General features: G+C 72.4%; 15 protein-coding genes. 7 read left to right on the top strand and 8 right to left on the bottom strand.

What is annotated here, in order from left to right; all coding sequences use genetic code 11:
• Window positions 1-1,120: 1,120 nt before the first annotated feature.
• Window positions 1,121-1,744, bottom strand: coding sequence for a TetR family transcriptional regulator (locus DEJ51_RS09875; RefSeq protein ID WP_150257268.1), 624 nt, complete (start codon window positions 1,742-1,744; stop codon window positions 1,121-1,123).
• 218 nt (window positions 1,745-1,962) lie between these two features.
• Between DEJ51_RS09875 and DEJ51_RS09870 the strand changes: the two genes are divergently transcribed.
• From DEJ51_RS09870 to DEJ51_RS09860, 3 genes are all read left to right on the top strand, one after another.
• Window positions 1,963-3,285 carry a glycosyltransferase family 4 protein gene (locus DEJ51_RS09870; protein WP_150257267.1) on the top strand — a complete coding sequence of 441 codons (1,323 nt, stop codon included), beginning with the start codon at window positions 1,963-1,965 and terminating at the stop codon, window positions 3,283-3,285.
• Window positions 3,286-3,349: 64 nt separating this feature from the next.
• A complete protein-coding gene (locus DEJ51_RS09865; protein ID WP_150257266.1) occupies window positions 3,350-4,087 on the top strand; it encodes a class I SAM-dependent methyltransferase in 738 nt (245 codons plus the stop codon).
• Window positions 4,084-5,166, top strand: coding sequence for a prenyltransferase (locus tag DEJ51_RS09860; protein ID WP_150257265.1), 1,083 nt, complete (start codon window positions 4,084-4,086; stop codon window positions 5,164-5,166). The genes DEJ51_RS09865 and DEJ51_RS09860 overlap by 4 nt, the downstream gene beginning before the upstream one ends.
• 4 nt (window positions 5,167-5,170) lie before the next feature.
• On the opposite strand, the gene DEJ51_RS09855 is transcribed toward DEJ51_RS09860, so the two are convergent.
• Window positions 5,171-5,473, bottom strand: a complete 303-nt coding sequence (locus DEJ51_RS09855) for a hypothetical protein (RefSeq protein WP_150257264.1) — start codon at window positions 5,471-5,473, stop codon at window positions 5,171-5,173.
• Window positions 5,474-5,694: 221 nt separating this feature from the next.
• Between DEJ51_RS09855 and DEJ51_RS09850 the strand changes: the two genes are divergently transcribed.
• Both DEJ51_RS09850 and DEJ51_RS09845 read left to right on the top strand, forming a co-directional pair.
• Complete coding sequence (locus DEJ51_RS09850) at window positions 5,695-6,264, top strand: hypothetical protein (protein WP_150261802.1); 570 nt, start codon at window positions 5,695-5,697, stop codon at window positions 6,262-6,264.
• Window positions 6,265-6,355: 91 nt separating this feature from the next.
• Complete coding sequence (locus tag DEJ51_RS09845; protein ID WP_150257263.1) at window positions 6,356-6,742, top strand: hypothetical protein; 387 nt, start codon at window positions 6,356-6,358, stop codon at window positions 6,740-6,742.
• A gap of 5 nt (window positions 6,743-6,747) precedes the next feature.
• Here DEJ51_RS09845 and DEJ51_RS09840 read toward each other — a convergent pair whose 3' ends face one another.
• From DEJ51_RS09840 to DEJ51_RS09825, 4 genes are all read right to left on the bottom strand, one after another.
• Window positions 6,748-7,758, bottom strand: a complete 1,011-nt coding sequence (locus DEJ51_RS09840) for an LLM class F420-dependent oxidoreductase (RefSeq protein ID WP_150257262.1) — start codon at window positions 7,756-7,758, stop codon at window positions 6,748-6,750.
• Between the two features lie 100 nt (window positions 7,759-7,858).
• Window positions 7,859-8,689, bottom strand: a complete 831-nt coding sequence (locus DEJ51_RS09835; protein ID WP_150257261.1) for a DUF5336 domain-containing protein — start codon at window positions 8,687-8,689, stop codon at window positions 7,859-7,861.
• A gap of 153 nt (window positions 8,690-8,842) precedes the next feature.
• Window positions 8,843-9,838: an N-acetylmuramoyl-L-alanine amidase gene (locus tag DEJ51_RS09830; protein ID WP_150257260.1), complete on the bottom strand. Its 996-nt coding sequence runs from the start codon at window positions 9,836-9,838 to the stop codon at window positions 8,843-8,845.
• Between the two features lie 305 nt (window positions 9,839-10,143).
• Window positions 10,144-10,566 (bottom strand): hypothetical protein, encoded by a 423-nt coding sequence (locus tag DEJ51_RS09825; RefSeq protein ID WP_190620286.1) that lies wholly within the window; start codon window positions 10,564-10,566, stop codon window positions 10,144-10,146.
• A gap of 248 nt (window positions 10,567-10,814) precedes the next feature.
• Here DEJ51_RS09825 and DEJ51_RS09820 point away from each other — a divergent pair, with 248 nt between their 5' ends.
• A complete protein-coding gene (locus tag DEJ51_RS09820; RefSeq protein ID WP_150257258.1) occupies window positions 10,815-11,768 on the top strand; it encodes an IS481 family transposase in 954 nt (317 codons plus the stop codon).
• Here DEJ51_RS09820 and DEJ51_RS09815 read toward each other — a convergent pair.
• A complete protein-coding gene (locus tag DEJ51_RS09815) occupies window positions 11,765-12,406 on the bottom strand; it encodes a class I SAM-dependent methyltransferase (protein WP_150257257.1) in 642 nt (213 codons plus the stop codon). The two genes, DEJ51_RS09820 and DEJ51_RS09815, sit on opposite strands and share 4 nt — an antisense overlap.
• 91 nt (window positions 12,407-12,497) lie before the next feature.
• On the bottom strand, window positions 12,498-14,360 hold the full coding sequence (locus tag DEJ51_RS09810; RefSeq protein ID WP_190620284.1) for a serine/threonine-protein kinase: 1,863 nt from the start codon (window positions 14,358-14,360) through the stop codon (window positions 12,498-12,500).
• Window positions 14,361-14,595: 235 nt separating this feature from the next.
• On the opposite strand from DEJ51_RS09810, the gene DEJ51_RS09805 reads away from it, so the two are divergent.
• Window positions 14,596-16,284: a serine/threonine-protein kinase gene (locus DEJ51_RS09805; protein ID WP_150257255.1), complete on the top strand. Its 1,689-nt coding sequence runs from the start codon at window positions 14,596-14,598 to the stop codon at window positions 16,282-16,284.
• The last annotated feature ends 31 nt before the right edge of the window (window positions 16,285-16,315 follow it).

Genomic DNA, 16,315 nt, shown 5'->3' with positions numbered 1-16,315 from the left:
GGGCACAGGCCGCCCACAGACCTCAGATGCTTCGCGTCGACGGCGTCCGGCGATCGTCTGGAGCTGGGCATAGGCCGCCTAGGGTCCCTGGGTGCGATGCTCGACATGCGTCCGACGGCCGTCCGATGACGGGCGCAGCCCGTCAACGAGCCCAGCGCGACGCTCGATACACGCCCCTGGACCGGTCACAGACCGCCCACGACCGGCAGATGCCCCTCCCGGGAGGCGCCTGACGGGTGCCAGGGGCGGAGAAGCGTCAAACAGCGGCTATTCCGTCATGGATGCGGGTCAGCGCATGTGGACAGCCCAAAAGTCCGGCAACTTGCCCCAATTGTCCTTGACTGGCAACGGGTTTGTGGTGTCGTGTTCGCGCTGAACCCCATCCATGACGGAATAGGCGAACTGCCAGCTGTCGGCACCTCTCAGATGCGCCCGCCAGCCAACAACGGCCGCCGGTCGCAGTCATGGGGAAGCGCGTAGCGATCCGAGGCGGTCTGTGCCCGGCCCCGGACGGTCGTCGGACGCAGGTCGAGCGTCGCACCGGACTCGTGGGCGGCTTGTGCCCGGCTCCAGGCGGTCGCCGGACGCCATTGGTGGAAAGCGTTTGAGGTCTGTGGGCGGCCTGTGTCCAGCCCAGGACGGTCGTCGGACGCTGAGACGTGCGGAGCGCGTAGCGATGTGGTGCGCTTCCCCCGCCCCGGGCCCGGGTCTGGATGGGCTCGTCTCTCGGCCGTCCCGACGCCCGACCCGGCCTGGGCTCTGTGATCAGCCCGTCCCTGTCTTGATGGTCCGGCTCGTTCTTTTGGGGGTTTCCCGCCAGTCTTCGGATTTCCGGGGCGGGCCGGTCGGTCAAGGGTGGAGCGCAGCGACATCGCGTAGCGACGCGACGTAGGAGCGCCCTTGAGGGACCGGCCCGGCCCGGAGAGACGATGAGACTGACGGGAAACCCCACCCGCCATCCCGATCCCGCCCCAGCGGCTCCCGCCACCGAAGCCCCGTCCGGCCTACGGCGCCACCGCTGGCCCGTCCGCGCCGCCCCCGCCCGGCATCACGCCCCCGCCCGGCCACCCCGCACGCCCCCGGCCGGCCGGCCCGACGCCGCGCCGCCCCACCGGCGGCTTCAGGCCTTTTCCGGGGACGTCAGGTCGATCAGGCGGCACACCGTTTCGATGTCGATCTTGACCTGGGCGATCGAGGCGCGGCCGGAAAGCCACGTGATCAGTGCCGAGTGCCAGGTGTGCTCGATGACCCGGACCGCCGAGAGCTGCTCCGCCGTCGGCTGCCGTTCCAGGCCCATCGCGTCCAGGATGATCGCCGTGGTCAGCCGGGACACCGTGTCCACCTCGGGGCTCACGCTCCGGTCTGCGAACGTCAGTGCCCGTACCATCGCGTCGGCCAGCTGCGGCTCCCGCTGGAGGGCGCGGAAGGCGCGCATCAGGGTCTCCGCGACCCGGGCCGCGGGGTCGTCCCCGGCCGGCGGGCGTTTGCGCAGCGTGGTGTGCATGTGCTGGAGCTGGTCCTGCATGGTGGCGACCAGCAGGTGCACCTTGGACGGGAAGTAGCGGTAGAGCGTGCCCAGTGCCACGCCCGCCGCCTCCGCGACCTCCCGCATCTGCACGGCGTCGAATCCGCCCCGGCTGGCCAGCTGGGCGCTGGCGTGCAGGATCCGGCGGCGGCGTGCCTCCTGGCGCTCCGTCAGGGGAGGCGACGCCGGTGTGGTGACGGCCTTCACTTCCGCTGTCATGTGTCCCGTTCCGTGTCGTTGCGCGGGCTGAATCCGGGCTGGTCCGCGGCCAGCATCGCAGGCGCCGGAGCCGTGGCGCGAATCACCTGCTCCGCCTCTTACGGTGTGGTTTCCGGCCGGTAGATTCAATGGTCTTCGACGGATCAAGTCTGAAACTTGTTCTACATTATCCGAGCGGTTACGCTCCGGCGAAAGTTGCAGTGAGAAGGGGGCCGAGAGTGACCGCTGAGGCCATGGTGACGAGCCCTTTCGCGGGCTCGGCCGCCGACGGCGACCGCCCGCTGCGTATCGCACTCCTCACCTATAAGGGGAACCCGTTCTGCGGCGGCCAGGGCGTCTACGTCCGCCACCTCTCGCGCGAACTCGTACAACTGGGGCACTCCGTCGAAGTCGTCGGCGCGCAGCCCTACCCCGTGCTCGACACGGGCGCCTCGCTCACCGAGCTCCCGAGCCTGGACCTGTACCGCAGCCCGGACCCCTTCCGGACGCCGAAGCGCGACGAGTACCGGGACTGGATCGACGCCGTCGAGGTCGCGACCATGTGGACCGGCGGATTCCCGGAGCCGCTGACCTTCTCGCTGCGTGCCCGCCGCCATCTGGCCGCGCGCGCCGGTGACTTCGACGTCATCCACGACAACCAGACGCTCGGTTACGGCCTCCTCGCCGACCTCGGCGCCCCGCTGGTCACGACGATCCACCACCCCATCACCGTCGACCGGCGGCTCGACCTCGACGCCGCGCAGGGCCGGCTGAAGCGGGCCTCCGTGCGCCGCTGGTACGCCTTCACCCGCATGCAGGGCCGCGTGGCCCGCCGGCTGCCGTCCGTGCTCACCGTCTCCGGGTCGTCCAAGCAGGAGATCGCCCAGCACCTGGGCGTCCGGGACGAGCGCATCCACGTGGTGCACATCGGCGCCGACACCGACCTGTGGTCGCCGGACCCGTCCGTGGCCGAGGTACCGGGCCGCATCGTCACCACCTCCAGCGCCGACGTACCGCTCAAGGGGCTCGTGTACCTCGTCGAGGCGCTCGCGAAGCTGCGTACCGAGCAGCCCGAGGCGCACCTCGTCGTCGTCGGCAAGCGCGCCGAGCAGGGTCCCGTCGCCCGCGCCATCGAGACGTACGGCCTCCAGGACGCGGTCCGCTTCGTCAAGGGCATCACCGACGCCGAGCTGGTCGACCTCGTCCGCAGCGCCCAGATCGCCTGCGTGCCCTCCCTGTACGAAGGCTTCTCGCTCCCGGCGGCCGAAGCCATGGCCACCGGTACGCCGCTCGTCGCCACCACCGGCGGCGCGATCCCCGAGGTGTCCGGACCCGACGGCGAGACCTGCCTCGCGGTGCCCCCGGGCGACGCGGGTGCGCTCGCCGTCGCGCTGGGCCGGATGCTGGGTGATCCGGAGCTGCGGGCCCGCCTCGGCGCCGCCGGGCGCGAACGGGTCCTGACCCGGTTCACCTGGGCCGCGGCCGCCAAGGGCACCGCCGCGCACTACCGCGCCGCCATCGAGCAGGCCGCCTCGGCCCGTACCCGCCGCTCGGCGCGGTGACCTTCCGCTTCCCCCGCTCCTTCCCCATCCCCCAACACCCCCGCGACCGCGAAGGCAGGACCCCGTGCTGACCGTCGATTTCTCCCGGTTCCCGCTCGCCGCAGGCGACCGCGTACTCGACCTGGGCTGCGGCGCAGGCCGGCACGCCTTCGAGTGCTACCGGAGAGGCGCCCAGGTGGTCGCCGTCGACCGCAACGGCGAGGAGATCCGCGAGGTCGCGAAGTGGTTCGCGGCGATGAAGGAGGCCGGTGAGGCTCCGGCCGGGGCCACCGCCACCGCCATGGAGGGCGACGCGCTGGCGCTGCCCTTCCCCGACGACTCCTTCGACGTCGTCATCATCTCCGAGGTGATGGAGCACATCCACGACGACAAGGGCGTGCTCGCCGAGATGGTCCGCGTGCTCAAGCCCGGCGGGCGCATCGCCATCACCGTGCCGCGCTACGGCCCCGAGAAGATCTGCTGGGCGCTCTCCGACGCGTACCACGAGGTCGAGGGCGGCCACATCCGCATCTACAAGGCGGACGAGCTGCTCGGCAAGATGAAGGCCGCGGGCCTCAAGCCGTACGGCACGCACCACGCGCACGGGCTGCACTCCCCGTACTGGTGGCTCAAGTGCGCCTTCGGTGTCGACAACGACAAGGCGCTGCCCGTCAAGGCGTACCACAAGCTCCTGGTCTGGGACATCATGAAGAAGCCGCTGGCCACGCGGCTGGCGGAGCAGGCCCTGAACCCGCTCATCGGCAAGAGCTTCGTGGCGTACGCGACCAAGCCGCACCTCCCCGTCAGCGCGGCGACCCAGTGAGCTCCCCGGGACGTACCGAACACCTGGTCCTGGACGGCGTACTGACGGCCGAGGAGGCCGCGCAGACGGTGGCGGGGATCCTCGCCGCGCAGCGCGCCGACGGTGCCATACCGTGGTTCCGCGGGCATCACCTGGACCCGTGGGACCACACCGAGGCCGCGATGGCACTCGACGCGGCCGGTGAGCACGAGGCGGCGGAGCGGGCGTACGCGTGGCTGGCACGGCACCAGAACCAGGACGGTTCCTGGTACGCGGCCTACGCCGACCGGCCCGACGGTGTGGACACCGCGCAGCCGCAGGACGCGAGCCGCGAGAGCAACTTCACCGCGTACATAGCCGTCGGCGTGTGGCACCACTACCTCTCCACCGGCGACGACACCTTCCTCGACCGGATGTGGCCGGCCGTCTACGCGGCCGTGGAGTGCGTCCTGACGCTCCAGCAGCCGGGCGGCGAGATCGGCTGGAAGCGGGAGGCGGACGGCACGGCCGTCACCGACGCCCTCCTCACCGGCTCCTCCTCCATCCACCAGGCGCTGCGCTGCGCGCTGGCCATCGCCGAGCACCGCGAGGAGCCGCAGCCCGACTGGGAGCTGGCGGCGGGCGCGCTGCGGCACGCCATCCGGCGTCACCCGGAGCGGTTCCTCGACAAGAACCACTACTCGATGGACTGGTACTACCCGGTCCTCGGCGGGGCCCTGACCGGTTCGGAGGCCCGGGCGCGCATCGAGGAGCGCTGGGACGAGTTCGTGGTCCCGGACCTGGGCGTGCGCTGCGTGCTGCCCAACCCGTGGGTGACGGGCGGCGAGTCCTGCGAGCTGGCGCTCGCGCTGTGGGCGACGGGGGAGTCGGACCGGGCGCTGGAGATCCTGCGGTCGATCACCCATCTGCGCGCGGACAACGGCATGTACTGGACGGGGTACGTGTTCCAGGACGAGGCCGTCTGGCCGGTGGAGCAGACCACCTGGACGGCCGGGTCCCTGCTGCTGGCCGTCGCCGCGCTCGGCGGGGACGAGGCCACGACCGAGGTGTTCGGCGGGACCACGCTCCCGGCCGGGCTGGAACCGGACTGCTGCGGCTGACCGGTCAGCGGCGGTAGAGCCAGCCGGCGACGGCGTGGCCGATGAGGAGGTAGGCGACGGCGGCGATGCCGTAGCCGATGACGACCTGGACCCATTCGCGGCTGAAGGTGAACAGGTCGTAGGACCAGGCCGCGAGCCAGGAGGCGACGTCGTGGACGAGGTCGACCAGGGCGTTGCCCTGGTTGGCCTCCAGCAGGTACAGCAGGATCCAGAGGCCGATGACGAAGGCGAGCACGTCCGCCACCAGTGCGACGGCGCGGCCTGCCTGACTGCTTCCCCGGGTGCGTACTCGTGTGTGAGTGCTCATACGGCGCGTGTTGCCGCCCCGGTGTGTCGTAAACCCGTGCCGGCGGTGGTCACGTGACGAACCACGCCCGGGGGTACCCGAACGGGTTCCCCCGGTGGCGGGGCGGGGGAACCGGGGCGAGGTTGTGGAGGACGCCTCAGTCCCCGGAGGAAACCGTGTCCGTACCCACGACCGTCCGATTCCGCCGCGCCGTCGCGGCGGTGGTCCTGTCCACCTCGCTGATGGTCGGCGCCACCGCATGCGGCAGTGGCGGCAACGGCCCGCGCGAGGAGCTTTCCGCCGCGTCGATGGGCGAGCTGGCGGCCCTCGCGGCGGCGGAGCCCGTTGCCGCCGAGGCCGACGAACTGGCCGCCGCGACGCCGTCGCCCAGCACGTCCGCGGAGAAGCAGAAGTTCGCCAAGACGCGCTTCGTCGCCAACGCGAGCCTGGCCGCCGGTGCGACGTACCAGTGGATCGTCAAGCCGTACCGCGCGGGCAAGTTCAAGAAGGGCGCCAAGGGCCGCACGTTCGCGCTGATCAAGGCGGGCCTCGCGGGGGCGTTCGCGTACAACCGGCTCAAGGCGGCGACCGAGAACGCCAAGGGCGACCCGCTGCTGGCGAAGGCGGTGGCCCCGCTCGCGGCGGGCATCGAGTCCCTCAAGGGCCTCGGGAGCAAGCTGCGCAAGGGGCAGGCGGGCGACGGTGACATCGATGCCTTCGACAGTGTCATCAACAGCGTGAAGGAAGCGGGCCAGAGTGCGGGTGCGACGGTGACGAACAAGGTCCCGAGCGCGTCCCAGCTGGGCGGCTAGTCCGTCTCCGGGTGCGGGTCCCGTCCCGGGTGCGGCCACCGGCCCGCAGCCGGAGAACAAGGGCCCGCACCGGGACTGGTTCAATGGGTCGGTGATCGAGATCGTGGGGGTTGTCGCCGGCTGCGCGGTGGCCGGGTGGCTGTTGCGGCGCAGGCATCTCGCGCGGACGGCCGCCGGGCCCGTGCCCGGGATTCCCTGCATGGTCCGGATCCCGGCGGGTGAAGGCCGCTGGCGGGTGGGCCGGGTGTACGGGGAGCGGGGCGTGGCCCGGTGGGTTCCGCAGCGGGGGGAGCCGGTGGTGTTGCCCGGCGGGCGGGCCACCGGGATCCGGGTGCCTTCCGTGAAGGAGGGGATCTCCATCAACCCCGGTTCACGGATCGTCACGTGTGCCTACGACGGCGGCGGGAGCATCGAGATCGCCGTGATGCCGCTGGATGTGCGGGAGCTGCTGGAGGCCGTTCCGCAGGCCGGATCCTGATTCCCTCAGCTGTTGAGTTCCGCCAGGACGCGCAGGGTGTGGGGGTCGGGGGCGGTCAGGAGGAGGTCGGTCACCGGGCCCTTGCGCCACAGGTCCAGGCGTTCGGCGATCCGTTCCCGGGGGCCGACGAGCGAGATCTCGTCGGCGAACTCGTCCGGTACGGCCAGGACCGCTTCCTCCTTGCGGCCCGCGAGGAACAGCTCCTGGATGCGGCGGGCCTCCTCCTCGTAGCCCATGCGGGCCATCAGGTCGGCGTGGAAGTTGCGCGCCGCGTGGCCCATGCCGCCGATGTAGAAGCCGAGCATCGCCTTGACCGGGAGCAGCCCCTCCGCGACGTCGTCGCAGACCTTGGCGCGGGCCATCGGCGCGATCATGAAGCCTTCGGGGAGGTCGGTGAGGGAGGCCTGGTAGACGTCGGTGCGGGTCGGGGACCAGTACAGGGGGAGCCAGCCGTCGGCGATCCGGGTGGTCTGGGTGATGTTCTTCGGGCCCTCCGCGCCGAGGAGGACCGGCAGGTCGGCCCGCAGCGGGTGGGTGATGGGCCTGAGCGGTTTGCCGATGCCGGTGCCGTCCCCGCCGCGGTACGGGTGGCTGTGGAAGCGGCCGTCCAGGGCGACCGGGGCCTCGCGGCGCAGCACCTGGCGGATGACGTCGACGTACTCGCGGGTGGCGGTGAGCGGCGAGGAGGGGAAGGGGCGCCCGTACCAGCCTTCGACGACCTGTGGCCCGGACAGGCCGAGGCCGAGCATCATCCGGCCGCCGGAGAGGTGGTCCAGGGTCAGGGCGTGCATGGCCGTGGCGGTCGGGGTGCGGGCGGCCATCTGTGCGATGGCCGTGCCGAGGCGGATCCGCGAGGTGTGCGCGGCGATCCAGGTCAGCGGGGTGAAGGCGTCCGAGCCCCAGGCCTCGGCGGTCCACACCGAGTGGTAGCCGAGGTTCTCTGCTTCGGCGGCGAGGTCGAGGTGGGCGGGGGCGGGGCCGCGGCCCCAGTAGCCGAGTGCGAGTCCGAGGCGCATGTACGTTCCCTCCAGAATCTGACGAGGCGTCAGGTGACTGTAGGGCAACGGCCCCCCGCCCGGAAGGGCGGGGGGCCGTCGGCCGGGATCCGGGTGGCGGTCAGCCGCGCTGGATGCCCGAGGTGTCGTTCAGCACGCCGCGGCGGCCGTCCTGGGTCTGGGCGATCAGGGTGGCAGCGCCGCGCTGCTCGACGGCCAGGTACCAGGTGCCGGGGGCGAGCTCGGCGATCGGGGTCGGCGAGCCGTCCTCCGCGTAGAGGGGACGGGCCACCGGCACCGCGAACCAGAACGGCGTGAAGTCCGCGGCCGGAGCCGGAGCCGGGTCCGGGGTGTGCGGGGCGTCCTGCGGGCCGGGGCCCGGCGCCGGGTTCGGCGTCCCGCCGTACGGCGGGACCGGCTGCGGCGTGGAACCGTACGGGGTCTGCTGCGCGCCCGGGTAGCCGTATCCGGCACCCGGCTGGGGCTGGCCCGGCTGGCCACCGTACGGCGGGACCGCGGCGGGCCGCGGTTCCGGGACGAGCTGCCCGGCCAGCGCCGGGACCTTCGCGCCGGCCACGGCCACACCGGCCAGGGCCAGCGTGGCGATGAGGGCGAGGATGGAGCCGGCGCCCAGGTCGAGCAGCTCCGGGCACGCGATGAGCGCCCACACCGACGACCAGGCGGCGGAGACTGCGAGCACGGTGCCCCACGCCGTCAGCGGCAGGCCGGCCAACTTGCGCTCCGGCTGGAACCGGGAGGCGATCAGCAGACCTGCGGCGATGAAGCCGAGCAGGAAGATGCTGGGGAGCGTCAGATGGTTGGCGCCGAGGTCCCACGGGCTCGGCCGGTCGATGCCGGTGGCGGAGTAGAAGTCGAGGAACGAGGCGATGAACAGCAGCGCCGCTGCTCCGATCACCACGCCGTCGCCTCGAGTGAGGGAGCGGATGTTCACGTCTCAGGTGTCCTTCTCGGTCTCGGTCGTCGTCTCGTGGTGCCACGGTCGCAGAACGTGTCTGCAGCAGGGCGGGCGGCACCATGGTACGGAGGTTTCCGGCGGCCGAGATGATCGGGTCGGCGGGCGGTCCCGCCGGACTCCCGAGGGGGACTACCCGCCGAGGAAGCCGACGATGCCGTCCGAGATGCCCTGGGCCGCCTTCTGCCGCCATTCCGGACTCGTCAGCTGCGCCGCGTCCTTGGCGTCACGCATGTTGCCGCATTCGATGAACACCTTGGGCCGAGTTGACAGGTTCAGTCCGCCGAGATCGTCTCGGACGACCAATCCGGTACCGCTGCCGAGGTAGTTGGCGGGGTCGGAGCCGGTGGTGCGGGCGAAGTTCCCGGCGATCCGCTCGCCGAGCCGGCGGGACGGTTCGACGATCTTCGCGGTGTCCGCGGCGCCGCCCTTGACCTTGGCCGGGAGGATGATGTGGAAGCCGCGGTTGCCCGAAGAGACCCCGTCGGCGTGGACGGACACGACGGCGTCGGCGTTCGCCTCGTTGCCGATGCGGGCACGCTCGGTGATGCAGGGCCCCCAGGGGCGGTCGGCCTGGTGGGTGAGGACCACCTTGGCCCCCTGGGCTTCCAGGGCCGTCCGCAGGCGCAGGGAGACGTCGAGGGTGAAGTCCGCCTCCTTGTAACCGGCGTTGGTGGTGGTGCCGGTGGTGTCGCACTCCTTGTGGCCCGTGCCGATGTCGACCTGCTGGTCGATCTCGTCGGTGTGCTCGAAGTTCCCGGCGTTGTGGCCGGGGTCGACGACGACCGTCTTCCCGGTGAGCGGGCCCTTGGCGGGCGCGGGTGCGGCCGCGGGGGTGCTGGCGCCGGCGCTGGGACTCGTACTCGCGTCTTCGCCGGGCGTGGAGCCCGGCTTCGCGTCCCGCTGGCCCGGCGCGAGGGCCGAGTGCGAGGAGGCCAGGGGCGCCGAGCGGGACGGGCCGTCGGACCCCGGCCCGGCGAACGCCTGGGTCAGGACCCAGCCCGCCAGAGCGGCCGGGGCGAGCGCGGCAACCCCGACGACGAGCGTGGAGCGCCGGGTGAACCAGTGCCGGTCCGCGGGGATGGCGGAGCCGGACTCGGGGGGCGGGGGACTGTTGTCGTTGCGCACGCCGCGATGCTAGACCCGGCTTCCGGCGCCCGTCCGGACCGTAGGCCATCCGAAGGCGTGGTGCGATGGTATGCCTGGCGTTCATCGGGATGGATCAGGCCCGGCCTGCACGCTCGCGCGCCTGCGCGCCGAGCGCACCCAGTCCCACGCCCTGTGCCCCACGAGAGCCAGGGCGGCGAGGACGGCGGCCACGCGAATTGTGCTCCAGGTCAATTCATGGTGCGAGTGCGCAGCGGATTCACGTCATGCTTCCCTGTCATGCGGGTCACCGGTAGAGCGGTCTGAAGGGGTCTGAAGGGAGCGGCCTAGAAGGGCGGCCAGTCGGAACCCGGAGGCGGAGCGGGAGAGACCCTGTTGTCGTTGCGCATTTCGAGGGGCCAGCGCTCGTCGATGACCGCAACGGCCTCCTTGCACGCCTCACAGGCATTCGGCCACTTGGCCACGAACAGGTACGGCGAGGCGTCGAGGCCCTCGTGGGCAATGCCGCACAGCGTCGCACCGATGCCGTCGGCGGAGTACGCGTACGCCACGTCGTACGCGTGGGCGACGTCCTCCGGGAGCTGCGGGGATTCCGCCCGCTCCCACGGTATGTAGCCGTACTGCGGTCGCGAGACTTCGCGCGGGTCGTATCCGAATTCGGTCCAGGCGTAGCACCAGGGGCAGAACCAGCGCTCCTTCACCGCCGGCCCCCACCGCGTCGGCGGTTCGGCCACTGGTATCCGGCGCATCTCATGGCCGCAGACGTCACAGATCACACCGCATTGTGCCCGACCGTCGGCAGCCGCACGCATCTGTCGTTGCGTGCGGTGCCGGCAGGCGCGGGTCGGGCAAGACCCGGAAGGCGAGGCCTAGATGTTCTGTCCGGGGAGGTTGTGGGCGGGTGATGCAGGTCTCGGTTGAGGGATCTTGAAATGGGTGAGGGCCTTCTGGCCTGGTGTGGATTGCGACATCTGCACCGGCGACCAGAAAGGCCCTCGTGCCCCACCGTAATGCACCCCTGACCGAGACCGGACGACTACGCCTGGCCCGTTGTGTGGTCGTGGACGGCTGGCCCCTTCGGCGGGCTGCCGAGCGTTTCCAGGTCTCGCCGACCACCGCCCAGCGGTGGGCTATCCGCTACCGGGCCCTGGGCGAGGCCGGTATGGCCGACCATTCCTCCCGACCGCACCACAGCCCTCGCCGGACCGCGACCCGCACCGAACGCCGGATCATCAAGGTCCGCATCCAGCGGCGGTGGGGTCCGGCCCGCATCGCCCACCTGCTGGGCCTGGCGCCCTCGACCGTGCACCGTGTGCTGGCCCGGTTCGGCCTGGCCCGCCTGACGCATCTGGACCGGGCCACCGGCTGTGTCATACGCCGCTACGAACGTGAGCGTCCGGGCGAACTCGTCCACGTCGACATCAAAAAGCTCGGCAACATCCCCGACGGCGGCGGCCACAAGACCCTCGGCCGGCAGGCCGGCCGCAAAACCAAGACCGGCGTCGGCTACCAGTACATCCACACCGCCGTCGACGACCACTCCCGCCTCGCCTACAGCGAGATCCACGCCGACGAGAAGAAGGAAACCGCCACGGCCTTCTGGAGCAGGGCCCAGGCCTACTACGCCAGTGCCGGAATCACCGTCGAACGGGTCCTGACCGACAACGGCTCCTGCTACAAGTCCCACGCCTGGCGTGACCTGCTGGCAGCGGCCGGGATCGCCCACAAGCGAACCCGGCCCTACCGGCCCCAGACCAACGGCAAGGTCGAACGACTGAACCGGACCCTGCTGGACGAGTGGGCCTACGCCCGCCCCTACCGCTCCGAGCAGGAACGACGCGACGCCTTCCCCCAATGGCTACACACCTACAATCACCACCGCGGACACACCGCGCTCGCAGGCAAACCACCCGCCAGCCGCGTCCCCAACCTCACTGGGCAATACACCTAGATGCCGGCGCCCGTGCGGCGCAGCACGCGCAGCGAGTCGGTGACGGAGATCTCCTCGAAGGCGCCGGAGGCGAGCGCCCGCAGATAGATCCGGTACGGGGCCTGGCCGCCGTCGGCCGGATCCGGGAAGACGTCGTGGATGACGAGCGTGCCGCCCTCCGCGACGTGCGGGGCCCAGCCCTCGTAGTCGCCGCTCGCGTGCTCGTCCGTGTGGCCGCCGTCGATGAAGACGAAGCCGAGCTTGCCGCCCCAGGCGGCCGCGACCTGCGGGGACCGGCCGACGATCGCGATCACGTGGTCCTCCAGCCCGGCCTTGTGGAGGGTCCGGCGGAAGGTCGGCAGGGTGTCCATCAGCCCGACCTCCGGGTCCACGACCGTCGGGTCGTGGTACTCCCAGCCCGGCTGCTGCTCCTCGCTGCCCCGGTGGTGGTCGACGGTGATCGCCGCCACGCCGGCCTCGCGGGCGGCGTCGGCCAGCAGGATGGTGGAACGGCCGCAGTACGTGCCGACCTCCAGCAGCGGCAGCCCGAGCGCCCCGGCCGCGGCAGCCGCCTCGTACAGGGCGAGCCCCTCGCCCACGGGCATGAACCCCTTGGCGGCCTCGAAGGCGGCGAGTGTCTCCGGCTTGGGGGTGGCCATGGTTCCTCCGGCGGTGATCGTGTGTGGCGGCCCATGGTGCCCTACCCGCTGGTAGGACGCCACGGCCGGGGTGTGCCCGTACGCCGCCCGGTCAGCGGCCGAACAGCCGGGACAGCCCGCCGCCCACCCCACCGGTGCCCTCGGCCCGCCGCTGCTCCCGCACGGCCCGCCGGAAGTCCCACCGCGTGTCGGAGACCTCCTGGGCCAGCGCCTGCGTCCCGGAGAGGAAGGGGAGCCGGTGCAGCAGCAAGTCCATGTGCGCCAGCGCGCCCGCCGGATCCCCGGCCTCACCGATGGCGCGGAGCACGCGGTGGGCCGCTTCCGGATCGCCGTGCTCGGCGAGTTCGGCGAGGTTCGGGAACAGCCGCCGGTACAGCTCCGCGGCGCCGGCCACGTCACCGACCAGCCAGGCGTCGTGGGCCAGCCTGCGCCGCACGTCCAGCAGGACCGGACTGTCAGCGGTCAGGGCCCATTCCAGGTCGGGCAGCAGCGGCCCCAGCCAGGCGCGCTCGCTCAGCGCGCGCTCGCGGCTGCGGGCGGCCCACTGGGCGTCCCGGGCGTGCGTACCCCGGTGCATGGCCGAGGCCAGGTGGTAGCGGGCGGTCAGCGTCACGAGGTCGTGCCGGCCGAGCACCCGCGTCGCCTGCTCGACGATCTCGCGGAGCTCCTGCTCGTGACGGCGGCCGTCCCCGGCCCCGAAGGCCGCCGCCTCGCCCACCCAGGCCGCCCGCCCGGTGATCGTGTCCGGGTGGTCCAGGCCCAGGACCCGGACCATCCGCGGCAGGAGGCGCTCCAGATCGGTCGTCCTGGACCGGCCCTGGAGGCGCATCACGCGGTGGTAGGCGGCCCGTACCGTCAAGGGGTCCTGCGCGCCGAGCTCCTCGGCCAGGTCGGCCGTCAGCGTGCCCAGCCGTTCCACGACGTCGGCCGGCTCGTCCTCCAGCAGCTGCGTCAGCCTGCGCTCCAGCATCGCGCGGACCGGATCGCCGGCCGAGGTGTGCACGGTGGGGGCGTAGGGCGGCGGGGGCGGGAAGGCCGCGACGGGCGCGGGTGCGGGCGCGGGTGCGGGCGCGGCGGGTGCGGCGGGTGCGGCTGTGGGGGCTGCGCCGCGGGCGATCTCCGCCAGGCGCCGGGACACCTCGGCCGCGTCGGCGGGACGGTCCGCCGGGTCCTTGGCGAGCAGGTCCAGTACGAGGGAGTCCAGCGCGGCCGGCAGCCCCGCCCGCAGCGAACTCGGCGCGGGCGGCGCGGTCGTGAGGTGCTGGGCGAGCATCTCGTGCATCTCGCGCGCACCGGCGAAGGGGCGGGTTCCGGTCACCAGCTCCATGAGTACGCAGCCCAGCGCGTACAGGTCGGCCCGCCCGTCGACGGGTACGCCGTTCGCCCCGCCGGTCCACCGCTCGGGCGCCATGTACGGGAACGAGCCGATCACCATGCCGGTGGCCGTCAGCCCCGTCGTGGTGGTGGCGGCTCCGGCGCCGCCACGGGCCTTGGCGATGCCGAAGTCGAGCACCTTGGTCACCCCGCCGTCGGTGACCATCACGTTGGCCGGCTTGACGTCCCGGTGGACGATCCCGGCGGCGTGGGCGGCCCCCAGCGCGTCCGCGATGCGCCCGGCCCACTCCAGGGCGTCCACGAGCGGCGGCACCCCGGCTTCCAGCACGTCGGCCAGGCTGCGGCCCCGGAGCAGCTCCATGACGAGGTAGACGGCATCGCGTCCGTCCCGTTCGGTACGGCCGAAGTCGTGGATGGTGGCGATGTTGGGGTGCACGAGGTTCCCGGCGAGGCTCGCCTCGCGCTCGAAGCGCCGGGTGTCCTCCGGGGTCTGCGGATAGCCGATCTTGACGGCGACCTGCCGCCCCACCCGGCTGTCCTCGGCCCGCCACACCTCGCCGAAACCGCCCTGGCCCAGCAACTCCTCCAGCGCGTACCGCGCTTCGATCTCTTCCCGCACGTTCGCATTATGGCCGACCGTGCCGGAGGGGCACCGATTCCGACCGGACGGTGACCAGTTGCACGACCGCGCCCCTGGCGGAGGCGGCGTGATGACGCTCGGATGCGGCGTCACGAACGCCGGACGAGGACGCTCACCGGGCCCGACTCGCCGTCCACGGCGTGGCGTTCGAGGCCGTCGTGAGGTGCCTCTCTGTATGATCCGCCCCTGACGAGGGGGAGGGAGTCGGGGGGACATGGAGCACATGGGGCCGTCCGGTCCGACGCACGTGGGGCCGTTCAAGGTGGCCGGTGTGCTGGGGCAGGGCGGTATGGGGCGGGTGCTGCTGTGCGCGGGGCCCGACGGGCGGCTCGTGGCCGTCAAGCAGGTGCTGGCGCACTTCGCCGACGACGAGGGCTTCCGGGCCCGCTTCCGGCGCGAGGTCGCGGCCTCGCGCAAGGTCTCCGGTGCCTACACGGCGGCCGTCATGGACGCCGACCCGGACGCGCCCACACCGTGGCTGGCCTCGGTGTTCGTGGCCGGGCCCTCCCTGGGGGCCGTGGTCAAGACGGACGGGGTGCTGGACGAGCCCGTCGTCCACCGGCTCGCGGCCGGGCTGGCGTCGGCACTGGCGGAGATCCACCGGGCGGGGCTGATCCACCGGGACCTCAAGCCCGACAACGTGCTCCTCACCGACGACGGTGTGCGCGTCATCGACCTGGGCATCGCGCGGGCCACCGACGCCGGGGTCGAGGGGGACACCGGGCTGACGCGCACCGGCTGGGTGATCGGGTCGCCCTCGTTCATGTCGCCCGAGCAGGCCGAGAGCAAGCCGCTGACGCCGGCCAGCGACGTGTTCTCGCTCGGATCGATGCTGGTCATGGCGTTCACCGGCAGCAGCCCCTTCGCCGGGACCTCGACCCTCCAGACGCTCTACGACGTGGTGCACTCCACCCCGGACCTTAGTGCGGTACCCGACGGGCTGCGCGGGATCGTGGAGCGCTGCCTGGCCAAGGACCCGGCCGCCCGGCCGACCCCGGCGCAGCTCCTCGGACTCCTCGGACCGGTCGCACCGGCCGGCCGGCAGTGGCCGGACGCCGTGTACCGGATGCTGGCGGCGCAACGGGTGGACATCGACCGGCTGTTGTCCGGTGGGACGGCGACGGTGGCGGTGCCGTCGGACGCGCTGCCGGTGCCGGTGCCCGTGCCGGAGCCCGTGCCGGAGCCCGGTCGGGCGCCAGTGCCGGAGCCCGCTCCTGAGCGCGAGCAGGTGCCCGAGGCTGGTGCGGCGGTGTCGGCGGTGTCGGCGGTGGAGCGGGCGGCCGAGGCCACGAGGCCCGCACCGCCCGTCATCCCTCCCCGGCCGAGCGGCCCGCCCACCGAGGCCTCGCCCACCCCGCCCCGGAAGCGGTCGCGGACCGTGGCCCTGGTGGCCGCCGGAGTGCTGGTGGCGACGGGCGCCGGCGTGGGCGCGTACGCCCTGGACAGGGTGGCGGAGGGCTCCGACCCCGCCGCGTACGCCGATGTACCGGCCTGTCCGGAGGCCACCCGGAAGATCCCGCTGGCCGGGCGGGAGTCCAGGGAGGATTACCACAGCGCGAGCGACAACCAGGCGCACACGATGTGCTCCTGGTACGACGTGGCCGCCCGGCGGACCGCGCTGGTCCGGTGGGACGTGAAGCGGGGCCGTGACGACGTGGCCAACGCGAAGCTCCAGCAGACCGGTTTCGCCGCGGACGCAGCCACGGGGAGGCGGGTGAGCAACCTGGGATTCGGCGACGGGGCGTTCTGGAAGACGGCCGACACCGACCAGGCCTGCGTCCTCTTCGTCAGGAGCGGCAATCTGGTCGTCTCGGTCGACGTCTACCATCCGGGAGCCTGCGAGCAGAAGGCCAAGGAGGTCGCCAAGGCGGCGCTGGCGGCCGTGCCCGCCAAATCCGGCTGAACGGCTCCCGCTACCTCTCCCGCTACCTCTC

The organism is Streptomyces venezuelae (assembly GCF_008642275.1).
GTDB lineage: Bacteria > Actinomycetota > Actinomycetes > Streptomycetales > Streptomycetaceae > Streptomyces > Streptomyces venezuelae_E.
The sequence above is the reverse complement of the archived record's forward strand: the minus strand, read 5'-3'. Positions and strand labels throughout refer to the sequence as shown.